The sequence below is a fragment of the Sphingopyxis sp. GW821-FHT10B01 genome (assembly GCF_059415685.1).
In genome coordinates, this window is sequence record NZ_JBWKNS010000001.1 from 215,979 (window position 1) to 236,046 (window position 20,068).

The window sequence follows — 20,068 nt, forward strand, 5'->3', positions numbered from 1 at the left end:
AGGGAGGCTTTACCCGCGGCCGCGGAGGACGGCTCCGACCAACAAGGATGTCGGCGTTTCGCGGGCCAGCATGACCGTGCCGTCATTCTGCCGCGCCACGGCCTGCACGAGCACCGCGGGCGCCGTGCGCGAGGTCATCGGGCTGGCACCCTCCCCCTCGGCAAGGATGCGTTCGACGTCGGCGTCGAGGAAGATGCGTTCGGCCTCGACATGCAGCGCGATTTCGATTGCCTCGCCCTGCTTTTCGCAACCGACGTCGAGCCGTCCGCCGCGCACCAGCGCATCGACGAGCAGCAGCGAGAGGTTGAGGATGATTTTGACCGCCGGTTTGGGCAGCGGATCGCTCCCGATCATCCAGTTGAAGTCGATCGCACGGTCGCCGATGATACCCTGGATCGCCGACCTGGCTTCATCGGCCGGGACGAGCTCGCCAAAGCCACCCGCCGACCCGAAGGCCAGACGGAAGAATTTCAGCTTGTTCGCCGACGTCCGCGCGCTTTGTTCGAGCAATTCGAAACAGCGTTCGCGCATCGCCGGGTCTTTTTCGTCGGCGAGGAGTTCGAGCCCGTTGGCGAAGGCGCCGACAGGGCTCAGAAGGTCGTGACACAGGCGCGAGGCCAGCATCGAGGCGAAATCGACGCGATCGTCGGTCATGGATGAACAGGCTCCCCAGCGCAGTCTCCGGACATTTCCGGCGTGGGCTGCTCCTACGGCACCGAACCCGTCCAGAGCAAGCGCGATGCACCGAAACGCCCCCTCCTTTTCCTTCGTCACCCCGGACTTGATCCGGGGTCCATCCCGCCGCCACCGAATGGATGCCGGATCAAGTCCGGCATGACGAAAGTGGGGGCATGAACCATGGTCGGACCCTTGAATTTCGGCGTCCCGAAACCACATTCCTGTCAATGCAGGGGGATGATGACATTTTGACCGTGGCGCTGACCGACAGCGCAGCCGGTGTGCGGCTCGACCGGGCGCTGGCCGAGGCTTTGCCCGATCTGTCGCGCGAACGCCTCAAGAGCCTGATCAAGGGTGGCCGCGTCATCGATGCGAGCGGCACGATCCTGTGGGACCCGTCGGCCAAGGCCGCCGCACCCGGCACGATCGAGGTCCGCCTTCCCGCCGCGCTGCCCACGCATAATGTCGCGCAGGACATGGGCCTGGTCATCGCGTTCGAAGACGAGCATCTGATCGTCGTCGACAAGCCCGCCGGGATGGTCGTCCATCCCGCCGCGGGCAATTTCGACGGAACGATGGTCAACGCCCTCCTCCACCATTGCGCGGGGCAATTGTCGGGAATCGGCGGCGTCGCGCGCCCCGGGATCGTCCACCGCATCGACAAGGATACAAGCGGGCTGATCGTCGCCGCGAAGCATGACCGCGCGCACGAGGGGTTGGCCAAACAGTTTGCCGCGCACAGCATCGACCGCCGTTATCTCGCGATCGCGACGGGCCGCCCGATGCCGGTAAACGGTACGGTCGACGAACCGCTCGGCCGGTCGAACACCAATCGCAAGAAGATGGCGGTGGTCGCCGAAGGCCGCGGCAAGCGCGCGGTGACGCATTATCGCACGATCGAGCCGCTGCAACACGCGAGCCTGGTCGAGTGCCGACTCGAAACCGGCCGCACGCATCAGGTGCGTGTTCATATGGCGCATATCGGCCATCCGCTCGTCGGCGATCCGGTCTATGGACGCGCCAGAAAGCCGCTGTCGGATATATTAAAAGCACGTAATTTTGCGCGTCAGGCGTTGCACGCGGCCCATTTGGGTTTTATTCATCCAGTGACCGGTAACAGCATCGCGCTCGACAGCACCCTCCCAGCCGACATGCGGGAACTGATCGATGAATTGCGCGTTTAGGTTTCGAATAAAAATCTATCTCGACCGCCGGAACCAACCGCGGCATATTCTGACTCAATATTCTAAAGGGAAGACGCTCTCCAATGGCTAAAAGCAATGTCCCGGCCACGGTTCCAGCGCTTGGCGGCGAAGCCAGCCTGAATCGCTATCTGGCGGAAATCCGCAAATTCCCCCTGCTGACCCCCGAGCAGGAATATATGCTCGCGCGCCGTTTCCAGGAGCATGGCGACAATGAAGCTGCGGCGCAGCTCGTCACCTCGCACCTGCGGCTCGTGGCAAAGATCGCGATGGGCTATCGCGGCTATGGCCTGCCCGTGAGCGAGCTGATCAGCGAAGGCAATATCGGCCTGATGCAGGGCGTGAAGAAATTCGACCCCGAACGCGGTTTCCGCCTCGCCACCTATGCGATGTGGTGGATTCGCGCGTCGATCCAGGAATTCATCCTGCGGTCGTGGAGCCTTGTCAAAATGGGCACCACCGCAGCGCAGAAGAAGCTGTTCTTCAACCTGCGCCGGATGAAGAACAATCTGGCGGCGTTCGAGGATGGCGATCTGTCGCCCGAACATCTGACCAAGATCGCGACCGACCTCGGCGTCACCGAGGACGAAGTCACCAGCATGAATCGCCGGATGTCCATGGGCGGCGACACGTCGTTGAACGTGCCGATGGGCGAGGATGGCGACAGCCAGTGGCAGGACCTGCTCGGCGACGAAGGCCCGTTGCAGGACGAGCGTGTCGCCGAAGCGCAGGAACGCGACGTGCGCCATTCGCTGCTGAGCGAAGCGCTGGAATCGCTCAACGAGCGCGAGCGTCACATCCTGACCGAACGCCGCCTGACCGACGATCCCAAGACGCTGGAAGATCTGAGCCAGGTTTACGACGTCAGCCGCGAACGCGTACGCCAGATCGAGGTGCGTGCGTTCGAGAAGCTGCAAAAGGCGATGCTGAAGCTCGCGGGCGACCGGCGGCTGGTGGGCGCCTGAAGCGGCGCCGCGAACAGGGCGACGTCAAACGGGGCGACCGTGCCGGATGTCCGGCAGAAGGAGTAAGCCGATGCGTTTGATGTTGCTCGCCGCCGCCGCAATGGCTGTCGCCGCGCCTGTTGCTGCGGCCCCCCAAACGGCGAAAACCGAAGTGGTGCTCGCGAATTTCAGCTTCACGCCCGAAGAATTGCACCTGCACGCCGGGCAAAGCACGACGATCCATTTCGTCAACAACGGGTCGGGCGGCCACGACTTCACCGCCGCCGAATTCTTTTCCGCCGCGACGATGGATGCGGCGAACCGCGCCAAAATCGGCGGGGACAAAGGCCGCGTCTCGCTGGGCAAGGACGAGAGCGTCGACGTGACGCTGATTCCCAAGGCGGGCACGTACAAGGCGCATTGTTCGCACTTCATGCACAGCAGCCTTGGCATGACGGGCAAGATCGTCGTCGATTGACCGGCGGCCTCCGCGATTTGACTCGCGGGCGCAATATACTAGCCTCCCCCGGGTCGAAGGGGACATGTCATGTGGAAATGTATCCGGATTCCCAAAGGCATCGCGCTGCTGGCGTTCCTGTTGCCGTGGATGACCGTCAGCTGCTCCAACCAGAAGCTGGTCGAAGCGAGCGGATTCGGGCTGGCGTTCGGCCGGGTCACCGCCCTGGGTCAGGCATCGCAGGCGAGCGAAGGCGCGTCCTTGAATGTCTGGCTGATCCTCGCGCTGCTCGCGATTGCAGGCGGATTGGTCCTCCTCTTCACCAGGGGCCGCGAGGCGGCGAAGCTGGTGCTCGGCACCTCGGTCGCGGCGCTGGCGCTGATCTTGGCCGGCACCTACCGCTACAGCAAGGATGCGATCCTCGCCGAGGCGGCCCGGGACGGGTCGAACGGCAATATGGATCAGGCCGCGCTGGCGATGATCCAGGTAAATTGGGAAATCGGATATTGGCTGGCGCTGCTGGCGCTGATCGCCGCCGCCGTAATGGCATGGCTGGTGATGAGCGGCAAGGACGCCGGGGCCGAAGCGAAAATGCGCGCGCTGTCGGCCGATGCGACCGATGCGGCCAAGGACAGGAAGGACGACGAGCCGCCAAAGAATTGAAGCGGTTCACCGACCGGAACCAATTGTTCCGCGTCGCAGGCCAGGGAGCAATATGACGGCTGACGACCAGTTGCTGACATCTTCCCCCCTCCCGCAAGCGGGAGGGATCGGGGGTGGGCAGCGACGTTGCGTTCGTGCCCACCCCGCTGCGGCTAGCCAGCAAGCTGGCAAGCCTCGCTGCCCCTCCCGCTTGCGGGAGGGGAGAGCAACGTCCGCTTCCCACCCCTTTCCGGTCATTCAGGCTGAAAAGACGGTGATGACGGCCCACCTCAGAACCGGCGCGCAAAACCGAAATAGAGCTCGATGTCGGGGCTGTCGCGATTGAGCCCGATGTTTGCGCCGACATCCCACTGGCTGTCGGCATCGGGTTGCCAGCCGGCCGAAAGACCGGCCAGCGCCTCTGTACTATGGCCACCGGGATCGCGGTCGCGGGTCAGCGACATTTCGGCCGCCATCGAAATATTGTCGGACACGCTGAAACCGAGGCCGGCCACCGATCCATAGGCGAGATGGCGGCCGTTGCCGTCGCCATCGACCGCAGCATCGACGTGCGGCGTCAGCCCGAGCGACAGCGCGCCGAGGTCGAAGCTGGCGGGCACGATCAGCCCCGCGCCCCAGTCCCCCGCGCCGATACCATTGCCGCCAAGCGGCAGCGTCGCATAAGGCATCAGCGCGACCGAAAAGCCCGAACCATCGGGATGGCTGAGATTCTGCCGCAGCGCGAGCGTGACGTCGCCGGTCCGCGTCCGGCTGTTCGCAGTGCCGGTTGCCCGGTCGCGTTCGCGCACATGACCGAGCATCGTCCAGCCGACCTGCACCTCCAGCGACGGGGTCAGCCCGGCCCGCAGCAGGGCATCGCCAAAGGTCCAGGCGTCGGTCCGGCTGTCGGCGGTGCGATCGAGCGTCCAGTCCGCAAGCCCCACCTCCAGCATGATGGTTCCGGGTTCGACCGTGCACGCGGGTGTCCCGAGCCCCGGACGATCGGGGCAAAACTCGCGGCGATCCTCGCTCGCAAACGCCGGCGCGGCGGCGGCCAGCGCGGCGAACAACAGGACGGATCTGAACAACATGGGTCCTCACTTCCCCGAACATCGGACTTTCTTGTCCCGAAAGCCGAAAGATGGATCAAGCCCGCTTGCCTCGAAATCGCAAGCGGCTAATTTGCCCGCATGGCAACTTCTTCCCGCGCAAAAAAGCGCACGCTCCCCTGGTATCTCCGGCCGTTCAAATGGCTGCTCTGGTTCATCATCGCCTCTGTACTGTGGGTGTTGATCTATGCCGTCGTGCCGCCGCCGGTAACCTTTACCATGCTGGCCGACAGCGGCGGGATCACCAAGGACTGGACCGGCCTGTCGGGCATCGACCGCAATATGGTGCGCGCGGTGATCGCGGCCGAGGACGGGAAGTTCTGCAGCCACAACGGGTTCGACCGCGATGCGATCGAGCAGGCGATCGAGCGCAATGCCAAGGGCAAACGCATGCGCGGCGGATCGACCGTCAGCCAGCAGACGGCCAAGAATGTGTTCCTGTGGCAAGGCAGCGGCTGGACCCGCTATGTCCGCAAGGTACCCGAGGTGTGGTTCACCTTCCTGATCGAGAAGATCTGGGGCAAGCGGCGGATCATGGAAGTCTATCTGAACGTCGCCGAGACGGGCATCGGCACCTATGGCGTCGAGGCCGGAGCGCAGCGATATTTCGGACATGGCGCGGGTAAGCTGGCGCCTGCGGAGGCGGCGCGCATCGCCGCGATCCTGCCGCTGCCCAAGAAACGCGAGGCGGTGAGCCCGTCGGGCTTTACCCGCCGCTATGGCAATACGATCCAGCGGCGTATCGGACAGGTGCGCCGCGACGGGCTGGACGCGTGCGTTTATGACTAGGGCTGCGTGTCGGCTTTGGGGTTGGGAGCGGACATTGTTCACAGACTTATGGCCTATACTGTTCCCCGGCGAAGGCCGGGGTCCAGAGCGTTAGAGAACGAGCGTTGCCCCGTTGCGCTCTGGGCCCCGGCCTTCGCCGGGGAACAGTGGCGGCTCGTGGCCGCAATCGGTCGTTTGCAGTCGCCTCGGCTCTTCTCGAGAAGAGCCGCTAAGCCGGCTTCCAGCTTTTCCGCTCTTCGGCCTGCTTCAGCACCTCGAACGCCGCCTGCCCCGCCGCAAAGCGCTTGGCGGCTTCGGCATCGCCGGGCTTCACATCGGGGTGCGTTTCCTTGGCGAGGGCGCGCCAAGCCTTTTTCGTCGCCTCGATGTCGGCGTCGGGTTCGAGATCCAGTATCTCAAGCGCGCGCATTTCATCGGCGCTGCGGCTGCCATCGCCCGACCCGCCCCACGCGTAATGCTGTGCCTTGGCATAGGCCCCGGCATCGCGGGTTTCATCGGCGGCGCGCTCGGCGGCATCTTCGGCGCTCAAGCCCTCGAAATAGTCCCAGCCGCGATTATATTCGGCGGCGTGGGTTTCGCAGAAATACCAGCGTTCGGGGCTGTTCGGCGACTTGGGCGCAGGACAGTTTCCGGGGTTGGTGCAGCCATGACGATCGCAGAGGCGAACCTTCTGCGCTTCGGTGCTCGAGCCATAGGGGCGCCAGCGGGGAAAACCCCAGTCATCGGTTCTTTTGGCGCGGCTCATCATCCCCATGTAGCGGCTGGGGCGCGCAATTGCTAGCCGAACGGCGCTAAAAACCTAGTCTTTGGGCTTGTAGCCGAACGCCTTGCCCGCCAGCTTGACCACCGCAGGATCAAGGTCGGGCGGGATCATCGGCACCGCGGCCTCGAGCGCCTCGGCAATATGCGTCAACGCCGCGATGCGCGCCGCCTTCTTGTTGTTACCGTCGATCACCTTCCACGGCGCCCAGCGCGTGTTCGTCTGCGCGAACATCTCTTCCATCGCGGCGAGGTAATCCTTCCGCTTCGACCGGTTGCGATAATCCTCGGCCCCGGTCTTCCACCGCTTCCACGGATCGTCGAGCCGGTCGGCAAAGCGTTTGTCCTGCTCTTCCTGCGTCAGATGGATGAAAATCTTGACGAGGTTGGTGCGGCTTCCGGTGAGCTGCGCCTCGAACTCGTTGATCTCGTCATACCCCTTGCGCCATTCGGCCTCGCTCGCGAAAGCTTCGACACGCTCGACCAGAACGCGGCCGTACCAGCTGCGGTCGAAGATCGAGATTTCGCGGTTGCCGGGCAGCCGCTTCCAGAAGCGCCAGAGGAAATGACGCGCCTTTTCCTCGTCGTTCGGGGCGCTGATCGGCCACACTTCGAAATAGCGCGGGTCGAGCAGCGCGGTCATGCGTTTGATGATGCCGCCCTTGCCCGCCGCGTCCCAGCCCTCGAACATGATGATGCTGCGGTGGCCGTGGGTGATATGCGCCGCCTGCACGCGTTCGAGCCGCTCCTGCAGCGCATCGAGCGCGTCGGAATAGTCGCCGTCATATTTGGCGCCGGTTTCGTGATCGGAAAGGGAGATGCTCATGCCCCCTCCCTAGCGCAACCGGGGGCATCCTACCAAGCGCGATACGCGCGTGTCATTTTCTGGCACAGCCAACGCGGGCTTCGTTATTCCTGCCCAAGCAGCAGCTTGCGCGCATCCCAGTCGACAAGGGCCTGGCGACGGCGGTCGATCCGCTCAAGGCCCTCGGCGATCGCGTCGCTCCGCAAGCCCTGCCGCTGCGCCTCGCCATACCAGTCGATCGCAGCGGTAAAATCGCCCTGCATCTCGGCGCAAAGTCCAAGATTGAAGGCGAGCGGCGCAGTCGGTTCGACATCGCGGGTAAGCGCAGTCCATGCGGCGCAGGCGCCCGCCTGATCGCTCTTGGTGAGCCGGACCGCATATTTGAACGCCGTTTGCGCGGATTTGGCGAGCCCCTTCACGCCTTCTTCGACCCGGACATCAAGGGCATAGTCGCGCGGCGCCAAGTCGCCGCGGATCGCGCGCACCTGATCGCGCTGGGCCCCCGCAATATAGTCATCGACCGAGCGCGAGGCCGACCGGTCGGGGCACCAGGTCTGTTCGTCGCGCGCTTTGAGCGAGCGCGTGTAACGGATCGCGCCGTCGCCGATCGCGACGAGGCGGGCGGTTGTCGTGACGGTGATCGTCTGGCGTCGGCAACGGATGTCGACCTCGGCCTCTTTCAGGCACTTTTTCTTGCCGGTTGTGTCGCGTTCGACGCAGCGCTTGCGCTTTTCGGTCACGGAGACTTCGTCGACGCTGGCGCGGGTCGTACCCGTGACGAGCCCATCGGTGGATGCACCCGATTCAGGCGCGACGATCCGGTAATAGGGACGGCCGCCGAACCGGGCATTGCCCAGTTCCGCCTCGAGCTGCTGCGCGACGGCGCCGCCGTCCTCGCCCTCGAAGCGTTCGACCGCGATGCGGAGCAGATCGTTGACGTTGGCGCCCGCGGGGTCGCTGCCATTGATCGTCAGCGTTTCCGCTGCAACGGGCGCCGCAAGACAGAGTAAGGTCGCGGCGATTAGCGGACGCACGAGCATGATTCACCCCCCGACTATCAACCCGGCGCCGGGCTATCGCAGCCCCATGCATCTGTCAAAGCGCGGCGATCAGAGATGTCCGGCGAGGAGCGCGGCAACGCGCGCCGGATTTTCCATCGGGATGAAGTGGCTATGGTCTGACCACAGCTCGTCGCGATCGGCGCCGATCGCCGCGCCGAGGCCGGTCCAGGTCGGGCTCAGCGAAAAATCGAGCGGACCGCCGCGCTCGCCGGTCGGAGCGCGGATCACCGTCGAAGGCATGGCGAGATAGTGGAGCCATTCGTGCGGGCTCGTGCGCAGCGCATTCTGATAGACCGACGCTTCGAGCGCCGGTGGACAGGCAAGCTCCAGCCCCTCGCCGTCCGCCGCCGGAAGCAGGCCATGGATGCAATAGTCGGCGAGGACACGCGGATCCCAGTTCGCATAGGGCGGCCGGTCGGCGAAACGCGCGCGCATCTCTTCTGCGCTCGACCAGCTATTGCGGCGGCGCGCGACGGGATGGTCGGCAGGATCGGGGATCGGCTTGGCCGCCTCGCCTTCGTAAAAGACGGGATCCATGATCACCGGGTCGATCAGGACGAGATGACCAAAGGCGGCCGGCCGCTGCGACGCGAGCCGCGTCAGGATATAGGCGCCCATGCTGTGCCCACAGCCGACGATCGGGTGTCCGCCGAGCCCGTCTAGCAGCGGCAGCAGCGCGTCGGCGGTCGCCGCCCAGTTTGCGAGCGTCGAGGGACGAAAGCTGCGCCCATGACCACGATGGTCGGGCGCGATGACGTGCGTGCCGACGGGCAACGCCGCGACGACCCGATCCCACAGCCGCGCGTGAAAACCCGTCGCGTGGAGCAGCAACACCGAAGGCCTCTGCCCTCGCGCGCCCCATTCGAACCAGCAGATATCGCCTTCCGGCGTTTCCAGCCGGTGCTCCCGGGGTTCGTTCACGCCTTAGCCCTTCGGCCCGTCGACGATACGGATGCCGAGTTCCTTGAGCTGTTTGTCGCTGACCGGGGCCGGGGCGTTCATCATCAGATCCTCGGCCTTCTGCGTCATCGGGAAGACGATGACTTCGCGGATGTTCGGTTCGTCGGCGAGCAGCATCACGATGCGGTCGACGCCCGGCGCCGACCCGCCGTGCGGCGGCGCGCCGAACTTGAAGGCGTTGATCATCCCGCTGAAGTTCGCGTCGACGTCGGCCTGCGAATAGCCCGCGATCTCGAACGCCTTGTACATGATGTCGGGGCGATGGTTCCGGATTGCGCCCGACGACAGTTCGACGCCGTTGCAAACGATGTCATACTGGTACGCGAGGATGTCGAGCGGATCCTTGCCCGTCAGCGCGTCCATCTCACCCTGCGGCATCGAGAAGGGATTGTGGCTGAAATCGATCTTGCCGGTGTCCTCGTCGGCCTCGAACATCGGGAAGTCGACGATCCAGCAGAATTCGAAGCGGCTCTTGTCGATCAGGTCGAGCTGATCGGCGACGCGCGTGCGCGCGAGGCCGGCAAGCTTCGCCGCCTTGGCTTCGGCGCCCGCGGCGAAGAAGATGCCGTCGTTCGGGCCCAGCCCCATCGCGTCGGCAATCGCCTGCATGCCTTCCTGGCCATGGTTGTTGGCGATCGGACCGCCAAACACGCCGTCCTTCTGCGTCGCATAGCCAAGACCCGGGAAGCCTTCCGACTGCGCCCAGCCGTTCATCTCGTCGAAGAATTTGCGGCTCTTCTCGTGCGTTTCCGGGGCAGCGACGGCGCGGACGACCTGGCCTTCCTCGACCATCGTCGCGAAGCGGCCAAAACCCGATCCCTTGAAGAAATCGCCCACGTCATGGACGAGCAGCGGGTTGCGCAGGTCGGGTTTGTCGCTGCCATATTTCAGCATCGATTCGCGGTACGGAATGCGCTTGAACGGCAGCGGCGACACGGTGCGGCCCTTGCCGTCGAAATCGGCGAACTCCTCGAACACGCCGTGCAGGACGGGCTCGATCGCGTTGAAGACGTCGTCCTGGGTGACGAAGCTCATCTCGAAATCGAGCTGATAGAATTCGCCCGGCGAACGGTCGGCGCGCGCATCCTCGTCGCGGAAGCAGGGCGCGATCTGGAAATAGCGGTCGAAACCCGCGACCATCAGCAGCTGCTTGAACATCTGCGGCGCCTGCGGCAGCGCATAGAATTTACCGGGGTGGACGCGGCTGGGCACCAGATAGTCGCGCGCGCCTTCGGGGCTGCTCGCGGTCAGGATCGGCGTCTGGAATTCGGTGAAGCCCTGATCGATCATCCGGCGGCGCAGCGACGAAATCACGTTCGAACGCAGCACGATATTCTTGTGCAGCCGTTCGCGGCGCAGATCGAGGAAACGGTTGGTGAGGCGGATTTCCTCGGGATATTCGGTTTCGCCGAACACCGGCAGCGGCAGGCGATCGGCGGCCGACTGCACGGTCACCGCGCTCGGATAGATTTCGATCTCGCCGGTCGCCAGCTTCGGGTTGAGCGTCTCGGGCGATCGTGCGGCGACCTTGCCCGTGAAGGTCAGAACGGACTCGGGCCCCAGCGCGTTGACGGTGGGATAGAGGTCCGAACCGGTTTCCACCACGATCTGGGTAATCCCATAATGGTCGCGAAGATCGACGAAGAGCACATTGGCATGCTCGCGCGTGCGATGCACCCAGCCCGAAAGACGGACTTCCTCACCGACGTTGGCGGCGCGAAGATCTGCGCATGTGTGGGTGCGATAGGCGTGCATTATGTTCGTCTTTCAAATGTCCGGAGAGGCGCGCAGGAAAACGCGCCGATATGGCCGCGCCTAAGGCAATGCGGCGCGCCATTTGTCAAGGGTCGAGGGCTTAAATCAACGGGTCAGGCCGAGGTTATCGAGCACCTCGCTGGCGAAGATGGCGCGGTGCGAGGGATCGGGGAGCAACCGGTCGCGCGCGGCGCGCCAGCGGCGGAAATCCTCGCCATAGTCGGCGGCTACCCGGGCCGCGTCGAGGTGGCAGCTTTTCGCCCAGTGACGCGTGAAAGCGATACCCGCGGCATCGAGGCTTTCAACCACGCGGGCATAGGCGTCGGCGGTGCGCTGGCTGCGTGGGCCATCGAAATCGATCACGGCGTTGTGCTGGAAGCGTGCCGGAGCAAGCAACCCCTGCGCGCGCTCCATGAAGCGCAACGTAACCACGGTCGAGCCGCCGTGACGCGCATAGACGGCGCAGATACGTTCGAACGCACGCGCCAGGTCAGCGCGGTGGATGGTGACCGACGCATTGAACAGGTCTGCCAGCGGCCGGTGCGTATCGAGCCCCTCCCCCCAGCTGCCATAGACCGGCGGTGCGTCGACATCGGGGCCGCTCGCATAGCCTTGTTTCATCGCGAACTGGAGCAGCGGCCCGCGCGCCCACGGATAGTCGTCGAGCAGCCGCCCGAGCAGGCTGAGCGCATCATAGCCCGCGCCGAGCTGGCCCGGGGTCGCCCGTGGATAGCCGGGGCGCCAGGGTTCGCGATAGAGGAAGCGGAGCATCGCCGGCCGCTTGAACGGCTTGTACGGATTGACGATCATCTGGACGAAGTCAGGATCCTGGTCGAGCGCATAAGCGGCTGAAAAGCGACGGAAATTGCCCGCCGAGAGCCAGTCTAGCGCCGCGCAATCAACCTTGCGCAAATTCTGGATCGGGCGAACGAGGAATTTGGGCACGCTGTCCACAACAAGCGCGGTGACGATCCCGAGCGACCCGACGGGAAGCTGCGCCGCGGCGAAAACATCGTCGTCACGCAGCACCGTCGAGCCCGTCGCGGCGATGAAGGCGTCGCTCATCACGCCCGCGGCTGGCTCGATCCAGTGGATGCCGGCGGGGGTCACGATCTGCACTGCGCGGATATGATCCTGAATACCGCCGCGCGCGATCATCGAGCCGTGCGTGCCAGTGGCTGCGGCGCCCGCGAAGGTCTGGCCGTTACCCGCACCGCTGGTCCACAGCGAGCGGCCCTGCTCCTCGAACTTGTCCGAAACCTCATCGACGAGCGCGCCCGCTTCAACAAGCATCAAGGCGCCGGCATCGATATCGGGGCGGACGTCGCCTGCACTGATCCGGAAGCATCGATTGAAGCGGCGCGTGTGGAGCAGCCAGCTTTGCGAGCTGATATTGACGTTCGATGGCGACCAACCGGCGCCGATCGGGCGGACGCGGCGATTTGCAGCCTGCGCCGCCACGAGCCAATCCTGCACCGATTTCGCAGCGATCGCGATCTCGTCGCGCCCGCGCTCCGCATCGCCGCTGCGCAGCGCAAACCGCGTTGCCGCCTCACAGGTGCCGGTGCCGTGATAGTTGGTCCAGCGGCCTTCGTCGCCGAGCCTCACGATCGGCATCAGGCGTCTCCCAGCGGCAGGATGCCGGCATGCGCGCGCCACGCGACCGTCACAGGTCTCAGGAAACCGAAAGTCGCAATCGCCACGAGCATCTGGCGGCGCGTCGCGAACATACGCACATCGCACAGCCCCTGATCGGATTCGGGGGTCACGAACGGCTGCGCGGCCTGGGCGGCGAACCCCCAGCCCTTCAGCGTCACGACCATCGATTCTTCATCGAGCGGCCGCGGATTGGCGATCGACAGGAACATATCCGCCTGCCCCGCGGCATATTGCCCCAAAAGCAACGCAAACCCGAGCGCGGCGAGCGCCCAACCCAGCCACATCATGCCCATATTCCCTTCGTCTTTTTCCCCGGCCGATGTTCCGGCTCCACAACCCGAAGAGTACGGGCTAATTTTTCCTGCCCGTTCCTCTCAACTAGCTGTATAGGCGCGCTATGCAAGTCCATCCGTTGATCGAAACCAACGCCGCGCTCGTCGAATTCTGCGCCCTCATTCAGGGCAGCGATTTCATCGCCGTCGATACCGAATTCATGCGCGAAAACACTTTCTGGCCAGAGCTTTGCCTGATCCAGGTGGCCGACCGCGACCATGCCGCGGCGATCGACCCGATGGCACCCGGCATGGACTTGAAGCCCCTGCTCGACCTGCTCGTCGACAATGAGGACATGCTGAAAGTCTTCCACGCGGGCGGGCAGGATGTCGAAATCATCTTCAACCTGACCGGCAAGACGCCGCATCCGATCTTCGACACCCAGATCGGCCAGATGGCGCTCGGCCAGGCCGAACAGGTCGGATATTCGAACCTGGTCGAGGCATGGATCGGGCTGCAACTCGACAAGGGCGCGCGCTTTACCGACTGGAGCCGCCGCCCGCTCGACAAGCGCCAGATCGACTATGCCGTCGGCGACGTCACGCACCTCGCCAAGATTTTCCCGATGATGCTCGACAAGCTGATCAAGACCGGCCGCGGTCACTGGCTCGACGAGGAAATGGAAAAGCTCGCCGATCCCACCAATTACAGCGTCGACCCCGAAAATGCGTGGCAGCGGATCAAGGTCCCGACGCGCAAGCTCGACGTGCTGGGCCGGTTGCAGGCGCTGGCCGCATGGCGCGAGCGCGAGGCCCGGCAAAAGAATTTGCCGCGCGGCCGGATCGTCAAGGACGAGACGCTCGCCGACATCGCCGCGCATCCGCCGAAGGACCAGGACGGGCTCGGCCGCGTACGGGGCCTGTCGGCGACATGGCGGACGAACGATATCGGTGGGCGGCTGATGGATGCGATTGCCAATGCCAAGCCGATGTCGAAAGACGAAATGCCCGAACGCGCGCCGCGCGGCCCCGGGCTTGGCAAGGAAGGTACGCTGGTCGCCGACCTGCTCAAACTGCTGCTCAAGATCCGGGCGCGCGAGTTGAACGTGGCAGCGCGGCTGATCGCGCGCAGCGACGATCTCGAAGCGCTGGCAGCGGGGGCCCGCGAGGGCATCCAGATGATGCAGGGCTGGCGTTACGACGTATTCGGGCACGCCGCGCTCGACCTGGTCGAAGGGCGGATGGGTTTTGCCGTCGTCAACGGCAAGCTGGTGATGAGCGAAATCGACGCGAACGCGGCGATTGAAATCTAGAGCAGCACGAGCTCCGGCTTTGCATCGAACGACTGCGCGAGCACGCGCAGGCGGCGCTCGACCGATTCACCTGACAGATGATGCCAGCCGGCCGCAAGGCTCAGGCGCAGCTTTCCATCGATCAGTGCGATGCCGCTGGCCTTGAGCGGCGCCTCGACGCCGCCGGTCAGACGCTGCGCGAGGCGGATCGCGAGTCCCCATTGTCGCGCCCGCGCCAGCCGGTCGGGCGATACGAGGTTGCCCATCGCGGGAAAATCGGCGTCGGACCCGCCAAAGCCCGCGTAAAGCGCGCGCGCGAGAAGGATGCGGCCCGGAATATCGATGCTGCGCCAGTTGCCGTGCAAACCGATCTCGGTCCCGCGTTCGGCACGGAAATCGGGGTTTGCCGACCATGCGACATCGCTGAGCAGGCTGGCCGCGAGGCGGACGCGGCTGTCGGCGGCGGCCTCGTCGGTGAACAGCGGCGCAATCCATTCGGCGATGGCCCGGCCGTGCGGCGCGAAACGTGCCAGGCGGCGCCCTTCGAACTCGGCAGCGACGATCAGCGGATCCTGCGCGCGCGTTTCGGGATCGAGCGCCTGGTAGAGCAGCCCCTCGCGAAGTCCCGAGGACGACACCGTCATTTCGGGCACGTCGAGGATGTTGACGAGCGCCGCGAGCAGCGCCGCGGCATCGGGCAAGGCCGCGGCACGGTTCGACGCCATGCCCGGGATTGCACGCAATTCCTCGAAACTCAACCGCTTCGATGCCCGGATCAGGCGGCGGAGCGCGCTGCGCGGCAGCGTGTGCTGGTCGAGCACCGCAAGCGGGTCGCGCGTGAGTTCGAGGTCGAGGCGCGAGAGCGCGCGCCATGAACCACCGACAAGATAGAGCGGCAGGCCGGTCAGCCCCTCGCCCGGCCAACCGGCGGTCCGAAGCATCTTGCGCACCGCGCGCTCGAACGCCTGTTCGCCCTCCTCGCGCAGCGCGGGCAAACGGAGCACGCCAAGCGGGAACGAAGCACGGCGACCGACCTTGCCGTCCGAGACTTCGGCAAGTTCGAGACTACCGCCGCCAAGATCGACGGCGATGCCATGCGCGTCGGGAATCGCCGCGAGCACGCCATGGCCCGCCGCCTCGGCCTCTTCTTCGCCCGACAACAGCCGGATCTTGAGCCCCGCCTCGGCAGCGGCGGCGATGAAGTCCGGGCCATTGGCCGCGTCGCGCACCGCCGCGGTGGCGACGCACTGTACGTCCTTCACGTCCATATGCTTCGCCAGCAGCGCATAGCGGCGAAGCGCGACAAGGCCGCGTTCGGCGTCTTCGGGCGCGATACGGCCGTCGATCGCAAGGCCGCGTCCCAGACCCGCCGCGACCTTTTCGTTGAAGATCACCGCAGGCGCGCGCGCGGGTCCTTCATAGACGACGATGCGAACCGAGTTGGAGCCGATATCGATGACGGCAGAGCGGTGGACCGTCTGTTTGGTGGTGCGCAGCAGGCCCAAATCTATTTTCTCAATCTTCATGGACGTTAAAGGCAAGCGTCGGAACATCCTGTCGCTTGTGAAGTGCGGTGCCGCGCCCCGACAGTGAGGGATTGTTCATGAAATAATGGTGCAGGTTAAAGGGTTTGTCGCCCGGCGTGACGCGCACCGAGGTGCCGTCGGGCTGCAATATCCAGCTTTGTTCATTGTCGATGAGATTCGCGACAAGCACCTGATCGAGTATCTGGTCGTGCACCGTCGGATTTTCGATCGGGATCATATATTCGACGCGGCGATCAAAGTTGCGCGGCATCCAGTCGGCGCTGCTGATATAGAGCTTTGCCCCCCGATGCGGCAGCGGTGCCCCATTCGCGAACGCCCAGACACGGCTGTGTTCGAGGAAACGACCGACGACCGATTTGACGTGGATCGTTTCCGACAGACCCGGCACGCCGGGACGCAGGCAGCAGATGCCGCGCACGATCAGTTCGACCGGCACGCCCGCGGCGCTCGCGGCATAAAGGCGGTCGATGATGTCGGGGTCGACAAGGCTGTTCATCTTGGCCCATACGCCCGAGGGCTTGCCCGCCTTGGCTGCGGCGATCTCGGCATCGATCAGATCGCACAGATGCGCGCGCATGTTGAGCGGCGACATGGTGATCAGGTCGAGCCGTTCGGGTTCGACATAGCCCGTGATGTAATTGAACAGCTGCGCCGCATCGCGCCCGGCGCGCGGATCGGCTGTGAAGAAGCTGAGATCGGTATAGATACGCGCGGTCACCGGGTGATAATTGCCGGTGCCAAAGTGGCAATAGGTGCGATACCCCTGCCCTTCGCGGCGCACCACCATCGAAATCTTCGCGTGCGTCTTCCACTCGATGAAGCCGTAAACGACCTGCACCCCGGCGCGTTCGAGCTGGTTCGCCCAGAGCAGATTCTGCTCCTCGTCGAAGCGCGCCTTGAGTTCGACCACCGCGGTGACCGACTTGCCCGCCTCGGCCGCCTCGATCAGCGCGCGGATCACCGGCGACTGGTCGCCGGCGCGATAGAGCGTCTGCTTGATCGCGACGACATCAGGGTCTGCGGCGGCCTGGCGCAGGAAAGCGAGGACGACCTCGAAGCTTTCATAGGGGTGGTGGACGACGATGTCCTTGCTGCGAATCGCCGCGAAACAGTCGCCGCCATGCTCGCGGATGCGTTCGGGAAAGCGCGGCGAATAAGCGGGGAATTTCAGATCGGGTCGATCGACGTCGACGAGCGCCGACAGCGCCGCGAGCCCGATGAACCCGCCGATCTTGGCAACGATCGCCTCGTGCCCCTGGATGTCGGCGTTGAGCACTTCGGCGATTTCGCCCGGCATGTCGGCTTCGAGTTCGAGCAGGATCACGCGGCCGCGGCGACGGCGACGGATCGCGGTGCGGAACAGGCGGACGAGATCCTCGGCCTCTTCCTCCAGCTCGATATCGCTGTCGCGGATGATGCGGAACACGCCGAGCGAGCGGATCGTGAAGCCAGGAAACAACAGGTCGCCGAAAATCTCGATCAGATATTCGATCGGAACGAAGGCCCCCCCCTGCCCTGGCACCGGTACGAAGCGCGGCAGCGCCGCGGGGATCAGCACCAGTTCGCGGACAGTTTCTCCGTTCGCCTTGCGCTGGAGATCGAAGATCACGCCAAGGCCGCGGTTCGGAATGAAGGGAAAAGGATGCGCCGGGTCGAGCACCTGCGGGGTCAGGATCGGGAAAATCTGATCGATGAAATATTGGCGGAGCGCGGTGCGGAGCGCTTCCTTGTTCGACCCCGTGCCGTGGACAACGATACCCTGTTCGGCGAGCTGGCGGTGGAGCAACTGCCATTCGCTTTGCTGCTGATCGACGAGGCGGTTCACCTCGGCCTCGATCTCGGCGAGCTGTTGTCCCGGCGAACGGCCGTCGGCCGAAGGATCGTCGATCCCCTGAAGCTGTTGCCCCTTCAGCCCCGCCACGCGGACCATGAAAAATTCGTCGAGATTGCTCCCCGAAATCGACAGGAAGCGCAGGCGTTCGAGCAGCGGGTGCGCGGGGTTGCGCGCCTCTTCCATCACCCGGCGATTGAAGGCGAGCCAGCTCAGTTCGCGGTTGAAGAAGCGTTCGGGACCAAAGGGAATTTTCGACGCGCCATTGGCATCATTGTCGGCGCGCAGCGATTGTCCGTTTAGCGACATGTATCGGCATCCTGTCGTTCGAGAAGATCGGGATCGATCAGCCCCTGTGACAGTAATGTTTCACGCGTAAGACGAACGCCGACGCGCCGTCCCTGTTCGAGCGACGCTGCGTCGAGTGCCGCAACGACGCGGTGGATCATCGCGTAGCTGCGCTCCATCCGCGGCACGATATAGGATGCAACCTCGGGCGCCAGCGCCATGCCGCGTTGCGCGAAAAGCGCGTCGATCAGGTCGCGGGCGAGGCAGTCGTCGGGTTCCCCGATCGTCAACACGGGTACCGCCGCGAGCCGCGAGGCGAGATCGGGCAGGGCAATATTCCACGCGGACGGCGGCGCATCGGCGATGACGAGCAGCGGCTTGCCGCTGGCCTGCGCCGCGTTCCATGCGTGGAAAATCTCCTCTTCCGACACGCTGTCATGGCCGTCGATCACGCGGCCGCCGACTTCGCTAGCGAAGAGCCGACCGATCAGGCTGCGCCCCGAGCCGCGCGGGCCGACCAGCACCGCGGTGCGGACCGGCCAGGTCGACACGTGGCGCAGATAGCGAACGGCATCGGCGTTGCTCGTCCCAACGATCAGCGGGCCGTCGTTGGAACCGCCCGCACTCCAGTCAAGCGGCAGAGCGATCTGGCTGGAGGTGGCGCGCGCCATCAGCGGCTGATCCGCAGCGTGCTGCCGCCCTCCTGTACCTTGAAGCCGCGCCCGGCGAGCGCCGCCTTGAGCGCACCGGCATCACCGCGGAAGGTCACCCGCATCACCGAGGTTCCGCCCAATGCAAGGCTGGTGGTCGACGCCGACTGGACCCCCGAAATGCCACCGACCGCGCGTTCGGTCGCGGTGACCGAGTCGACGTCGGGCGAACTATATTGAACGGTGAAGCTCTGAACGCCGACGGGTGCCGTCGTCGGCACGCTGCTGTCGGTTTCGCTGGGCAGCGCGTCGGTGTCCACAGCCTCGGCATCCTCGGGAAGATCGATCTTTTCGACCGGCTTTTCAAGGACGAGATAGGTGTCGGTGCGCAGCACGCCCGAGGCCAAGGCGTCGATATAGATACGGTCCATCCGCGCGACCGCCTTTTCCATCATGTCGGGCAACGCGGCGGGGCTGGGTCCGGTCATGGTGAAGCTGGATATCAGCTTGCTGTCGGGACCGAAGCGCGCGGTGAAATAGCCTTTGATCGGCCCGCCGGGATAGCTGTACTCGACCCGGGCGATCGGGGTCAGCACGTCGGCCGCCCCATATTGGTCGAGGATGACGCGCCACCAGACGCGGCCGCGGCGACCCGTCTGCCCGGGGTTGATGAGCAAAGTGTCAGCGCCGGTGCCCGCGGTGCGGACATAGTCGATCGCGCTCTGCCCCGTATTATATTCGGCCCAGGCGCGCTGCCAGGCGCTGCGCTGTTCGAACACCTGCGGGATGCCGTCGATCGAATAGACGGGGATGACGAGCAAGGGCGGCGAGCGCAGCGTGCGGCCGCTGACACCAAGAATCTGGCCGGCGCGGACGCGGTCGAACTGGACGCCGAGCTTTGCCACATAGCGGCGCGGGCCGATCTGCTCTTCTTCGACGACAATCGCCGTGACGATGCCGTCGAGCACCGAATCGCCGAGTTTGGGGCCTTCGCTGCCATTAAGTTTGCGATAGAGCTGCGCCCAGCCGAGGCGCTGCGCCTCGCGCCAGCCCTTGGTTCGCGCATCGTCGGCGTTGTCGCCGGTCACATCGACCAATATGCCGCTCGCGAGGAAATCGCCGCTGCTGTTGATCGGTGTGATGCCGCGATCGCCGCGGCTGATCTGTCCTTCAACGACGCCGACCACGAGAATCGCGAGCAAAAGTCCAAACAGGGCAGCCCAGCGCCAATCGCGCGGACGAATAGCGTCGAGCGAAAGACGAGGCGCGAAGCGGGGGAAAGCAGCCGAAATCATATCTTCTCTATGCTTTGCCCAAAAGCTTGGCGCCGGACAAGGAAATCATGGCATTTCGTGGCCAGAGTCGTTA

19 protein-coding genes are annotated in these 20,068 nt (G+C 64.7%); 6 read left to right on the top strand and 13 right to left on the bottom strand.

Annotated features, from left to right (window positions below):
- Positions 1-9: 9 nt before the first annotated feature.
- Positions 10-654: a histidine phosphotransferase family protein gene (locus tag AC07NV_RS00940; RefSeq protein WP_495164459.1), complete on the bottom strand. Its 645-nt coding sequence runs from the start codon at positions 652-654 to the stop codon at positions 10-12.
- A gap of 251 nt (positions 655-905) precedes the next feature.
- Here AC07NV_RS00940 and AC07NV_RS00945 point away from each other — a divergent pair, with 251 nt between their 5' ends.
- The 4 genes from AC07NV_RS00945 (at position 906) to AC07NV_RS00960 (ending at position 3,944) form a co-directional block, all read left to right on the top strand.
- Positions 906-1,862 (top strand): RluA family pseudouridine synthase, encoded by a 957-nt coding sequence (locus AC07NV_RS00945; RefSeq protein ID WP_495164460.1) that lies wholly within the window; start codon positions 906-908, stop codon positions 1,860-1,862.
- A gap of 83 nt (positions 1,863-1,945) precedes the next feature.
- Positions 1,946-2,845, top strand: coding sequence for an RNA polymerase sigma factor RpoH (gene rpoH / locus AC07NV_RS00950; protein ID WP_495164461.1), 900 nt, complete (start codon positions 1,946-1,948; stop codon positions 2,843-2,845).
- Between the two features lie 70 nt (positions 2,846-2,915).
- Complete coding sequence (locus tag AC07NV_RS00955; protein WP_495164462.1) at positions 2,916-3,302, top strand: cupredoxin domain-containing protein; 387 nt, start codon at positions 2,916-2,918, stop codon at positions 3,300-3,302.
- A gap of 69 nt (positions 3,303-3,371) precedes the next feature.
- Positions 3,372-3,944, top strand: coding sequence for a hypothetical protein (locus tag AC07NV_RS00960; RefSeq protein ID WP_495164463.1), 573 nt, complete (start codon positions 3,372-3,374; stop codon positions 3,942-3,944).
- 269 nt (positions 3,945-4,213) lie between these two features.
- On the opposite strand, the gene AC07NV_RS00965 is transcribed toward AC07NV_RS00960, so the two are convergent.
- Positions 4,214-5,014, bottom strand: coding sequence for a transporter (locus tag AC07NV_RS00965; protein ID WP_495164464.1), 801 nt, complete (start codon positions 5,012-5,014; stop codon positions 4,214-4,216).
- Positions 5,015-5,113: 99 nt separating this feature from the next.
- On the opposite strand from AC07NV_RS00965, the gene mtgA reads away from it, so the two are divergent.
- Positions 5,114-5,821: a monofunctional biosynthetic peptidoglycan transglycosylase gene (gene mtgA, locus AC07NV_RS00970; protein WP_495164465.1), complete on the top strand. Its 708-nt coding sequence runs from the start codon at positions 5,114-5,116 to the stop codon at positions 5,819-5,821.
- 208 nt (positions 5,822-6,029) lie between these two features.
- On the opposite strand, the gene AC07NV_RS00975 is transcribed toward mtgA, so the two are convergent.
- The 7 genes from AC07NV_RS00975 to AC07NV_RS01005 form a co-directional block, all read right to left on the bottom strand.
- Positions 6,030-6,566, bottom strand: a complete 537-nt coding sequence (locus tag AC07NV_RS00975; protein ID WP_495164466.1) for a J domain-containing protein — start codon at positions 6,564-6,566, stop codon at positions 6,030-6,032.
- 54 nt (positions 6,567-6,620) lie between these two features.
- Positions 6,621-7,406 carry a polyphosphate kinase 2 family protein gene (locus AC07NV_RS00980; RefSeq protein WP_495164467.1) on the bottom strand — a complete coding sequence of 262 codons (786 nt, stop codon included), beginning with the start codon at positions 7,404-7,406 and terminating at the stop codon, positions 6,621-6,623.
- Positions 7,407-7,489: 83 nt separating this feature from the next.
- Positions 7,490-8,425 carry a hypothetical protein gene (locus AC07NV_RS00985; RefSeq protein WP_495164468.1) on the bottom strand — a complete coding sequence of 312 codons (936 nt, stop codon included), beginning with the start codon at positions 8,423-8,425 and terminating at the stop codon, positions 7,490-7,492.
- Positions 8,426-8,494: 69 nt separating this feature from the next.
- Positions 8,495-9,367 (bottom strand): alpha/beta fold hydrolase, encoded by an 873-nt coding sequence (locus AC07NV_RS00990; RefSeq protein WP_495164469.1) that lies wholly within the window; start codon positions 9,365-9,367, stop codon positions 8,495-8,497.
- 3 nt (positions 9,368-9,370) lie between these two features.
- Positions 9,371-11,161, bottom strand: a complete 1,791-nt coding sequence (gene aspS, locus AC07NV_RS00995) for an aspartate--tRNA ligase (protein WP_495164470.1) — start codon at positions 11,159-11,161, stop codon at positions 9,371-9,373.
- 105 nt (positions 11,162-11,266) lie between these two features.
- A complete protein-coding gene (locus AC07NV_RS01000) occupies positions 11,267-12,778 on the bottom strand; it encodes an FAD-binding protein (protein WP_495164471.1) in 1,512 nt (503 codons plus the stop codon).
- Complete coding sequence (locus AC07NV_RS01005; RefSeq protein ID WP_495164472.1) at positions 12,778-13,107, bottom strand: hypothetical protein; 330 nt, start codon at positions 13,105-13,107, stop codon at positions 12,778-12,780. Before AC07NV_RS01005 ends, AC07NV_RS01000 begins: the two co-directional genes overlap by 1 nt.
- A 110-nt stretch (positions 13,108-13,217) precedes the next feature.
- Between AC07NV_RS01005 and rnd the strand changes: the two genes are divergently transcribed.
- Positions 13,218-14,405 carry a ribonuclease D gene (gene rnd, locus AC07NV_RS01010; RefSeq protein WP_495164473.1) on the top strand — a complete coding sequence of 396 codons (1,188 nt, stop codon included), beginning with the start codon at positions 13,218-13,220 and terminating at the stop codon, positions 14,403-14,405.
- Here the strand turns inward: rnd and AC07NV_RS01015 are convergent.
- The 4 genes from AC07NV_RS01015 to AC07NV_RS01030 are packed head-to-tail and all read right to left on the bottom strand — an operon-like array spanning position 14,402 to position 19,995.
- On the bottom strand, positions 14,402-15,910 hold the full coding sequence (locus AC07NV_RS01015; protein ID WP_495164474.1) for a Ppx/GppA family phosphatase: 1,509 nt from the start codon (positions 15,908-15,910) through the stop codon (positions 14,402-14,404). The genes rnd and AC07NV_RS01015 overlap by 4 nt on opposite strands.
- On the bottom strand, positions 15,900-18,071 hold the full coding sequence (locus AC07NV_RS01020; protein WP_495164475.1) for an RNA degradosome polyphosphate kinase: 2,172 nt from the start codon (positions 18,069-18,071) through the stop codon (positions 15,900-15,902). Before AC07NV_RS01020 ends, AC07NV_RS01015 begins: the two co-directional genes overlap by 11 nt.
- Complete coding sequence (locus AC07NV_RS01025; RefSeq protein ID WP_495164476.1) at positions 18,062-18,721, bottom strand: HdaA/DnaA family protein; 660 nt, start codon at positions 18,719-18,721, stop codon at positions 18,062-18,064. Before AC07NV_RS01025 ends, AC07NV_RS01020 begins: the two co-directional genes overlap by 10 nt.
- Complete coding sequence (locus tag AC07NV_RS01030) at positions 18,721-19,995, bottom strand: heavy-metal-associated domain-containing protein (protein ID WP_495164477.1); 1,275 nt, start codon at positions 19,993-19,995, stop codon at positions 18,721-18,723. Before AC07NV_RS01030 ends, AC07NV_RS01025 begins: the two co-directional genes overlap by 1 nt.
- Between the last annotated feature and the right edge of the window lie 73 nt (positions 19,996-20,068).

What these genes read in the sequence shown, in the direction of transcription:
- AC07NV_RS00985 (WP_495164468.1), bottom strand. Translation starts at nt 8,425, where the DNA reads ATGCTCGTGCGTCCGCTAATCGCCGCGACCTTACTCTGTCTTGCGGCG.
- AC07NV_RS00940 (WP_495164459.1), bottom strand. Translation starts at nt 654, where the DNA reads ATGACCGACGATCGCGTCGATTTCGCCTCGATGCTGGCCTCGCGCCTG.
- rnd (WP_495164473.1), top strand. Translation starts at nt 13,218, where the DNA reads ATGCAAGTCCATCCGTTGATCGAAACCAACGCCGCGCTCGTCGAATTC.
- aspS (WP_495164470.1), bottom strand. Translation starts at nt 11,161, where the DNA reads ATGCACGCCTATCGCACCCACACATGCGCAGATCTTCGCGCCGCCAAC.
- AC07NV_RS01000 (WP_495164471.1), bottom strand. Translation starts at nt 12,778, where the DNA reads ATGCCGATCGTGAGGCTCGGCGACGAAGGCCGCTGGACCAACTATCAC.
- AC07NV_RS00955 (WP_495164462.1), top strand. Translation starts at nt 2,916, where the DNA reads ATGCGTTTGATGTTGCTCGCCGCCGCCGCAATGGCTGTCGCCGCGCCT.
- AC07NV_RS01030 (WP_495164477.1), bottom strand. Translation starts at nt 19,995, where the DNA reads ATGATTTCGGCTGCTTTCCCCCGCTTCGCGCCTCGTCTTTCGCTCGAC.
- AC07NV_RS00980 (WP_495164467.1), bottom strand. Translation starts at nt 7,406, where the DNA reads ATGAGCATCTCCCTTTCCGATCACGAAACCGGCGCCAAATATGACGGC.
- AC07NV_RS01005 (WP_495164472.1), bottom strand. Translation starts at nt 13,107, where the DNA reads ATGATGTGGCTGGGTTGGGCGCTCGCCGCGCTCGGGTTTGCGTTGCTT.
- AC07NV_RS01020 (WP_495164475.1), bottom strand. Translation starts at nt 18,071, where the DNA reads ATGTCGCTAAACGGACAATCGCTGCGCGCCGACAATGATGCCAATGGC.
- AC07NV_RS01015 (WP_495164474.1), bottom strand. Translation starts at nt 15,910, where the DNA reads ATGAAGATTGAGAAAATAGATTTGGGCCTGCTGCGCACCACCAAACAG.
- AC07NV_RS00945 (WP_495164460.1), top strand. Translation starts at nt 906, where the DNA reads ATGCAGGGGGATGATGACATTTTGACCGTGGCGCTGACCGACAGCGCA.
- rpoH (WP_495164461.1), top strand. Translation starts at nt 1,946, where the DNA reads ATGGCTAAAAGCAATGTCCCGGCCACGGTTCCAGCGCTTGGCGGCGAA.
- AC07NV_RS01025 (WP_495164476.1), bottom strand. Translation starts at nt 18,721, where the DNA reads ATGGCGCGCGCCACCTCCAGCCAGATCGCTCTGCCGCTTGACTGGAGT.
- AC07NV_RS00975 (WP_495164466.1), bottom strand. Translation starts at nt 6,566, where the DNA reads ATGAGCCGCGCCAAAAGAACCGATGACTGGGGTTTTCCCCGCTGGCGC.
- AC07NV_RS00960 (WP_495164463.1), top strand. Translation starts at nt 3,372, where the DNA reads ATGTGGAAATGTATCCGGATTCCCAAAGGCATCGCGCTGCTGGCGTTC.
- AC07NV_RS00965 (WP_495164464.1), bottom strand. Translation starts at nt 5,014, where the DNA reads ATGTTGTTCAGATCCGTCCTGTTGTTCGCCGCGCTGGCCGCCGCCGCG.
- mtgA (WP_495164465.1), top strand. Translation starts at nt 5,114, where the DNA reads ATGGCAACTTCTTCCCGCGCAAAAAAGCGCACGCTCCCCTGGTATCTC.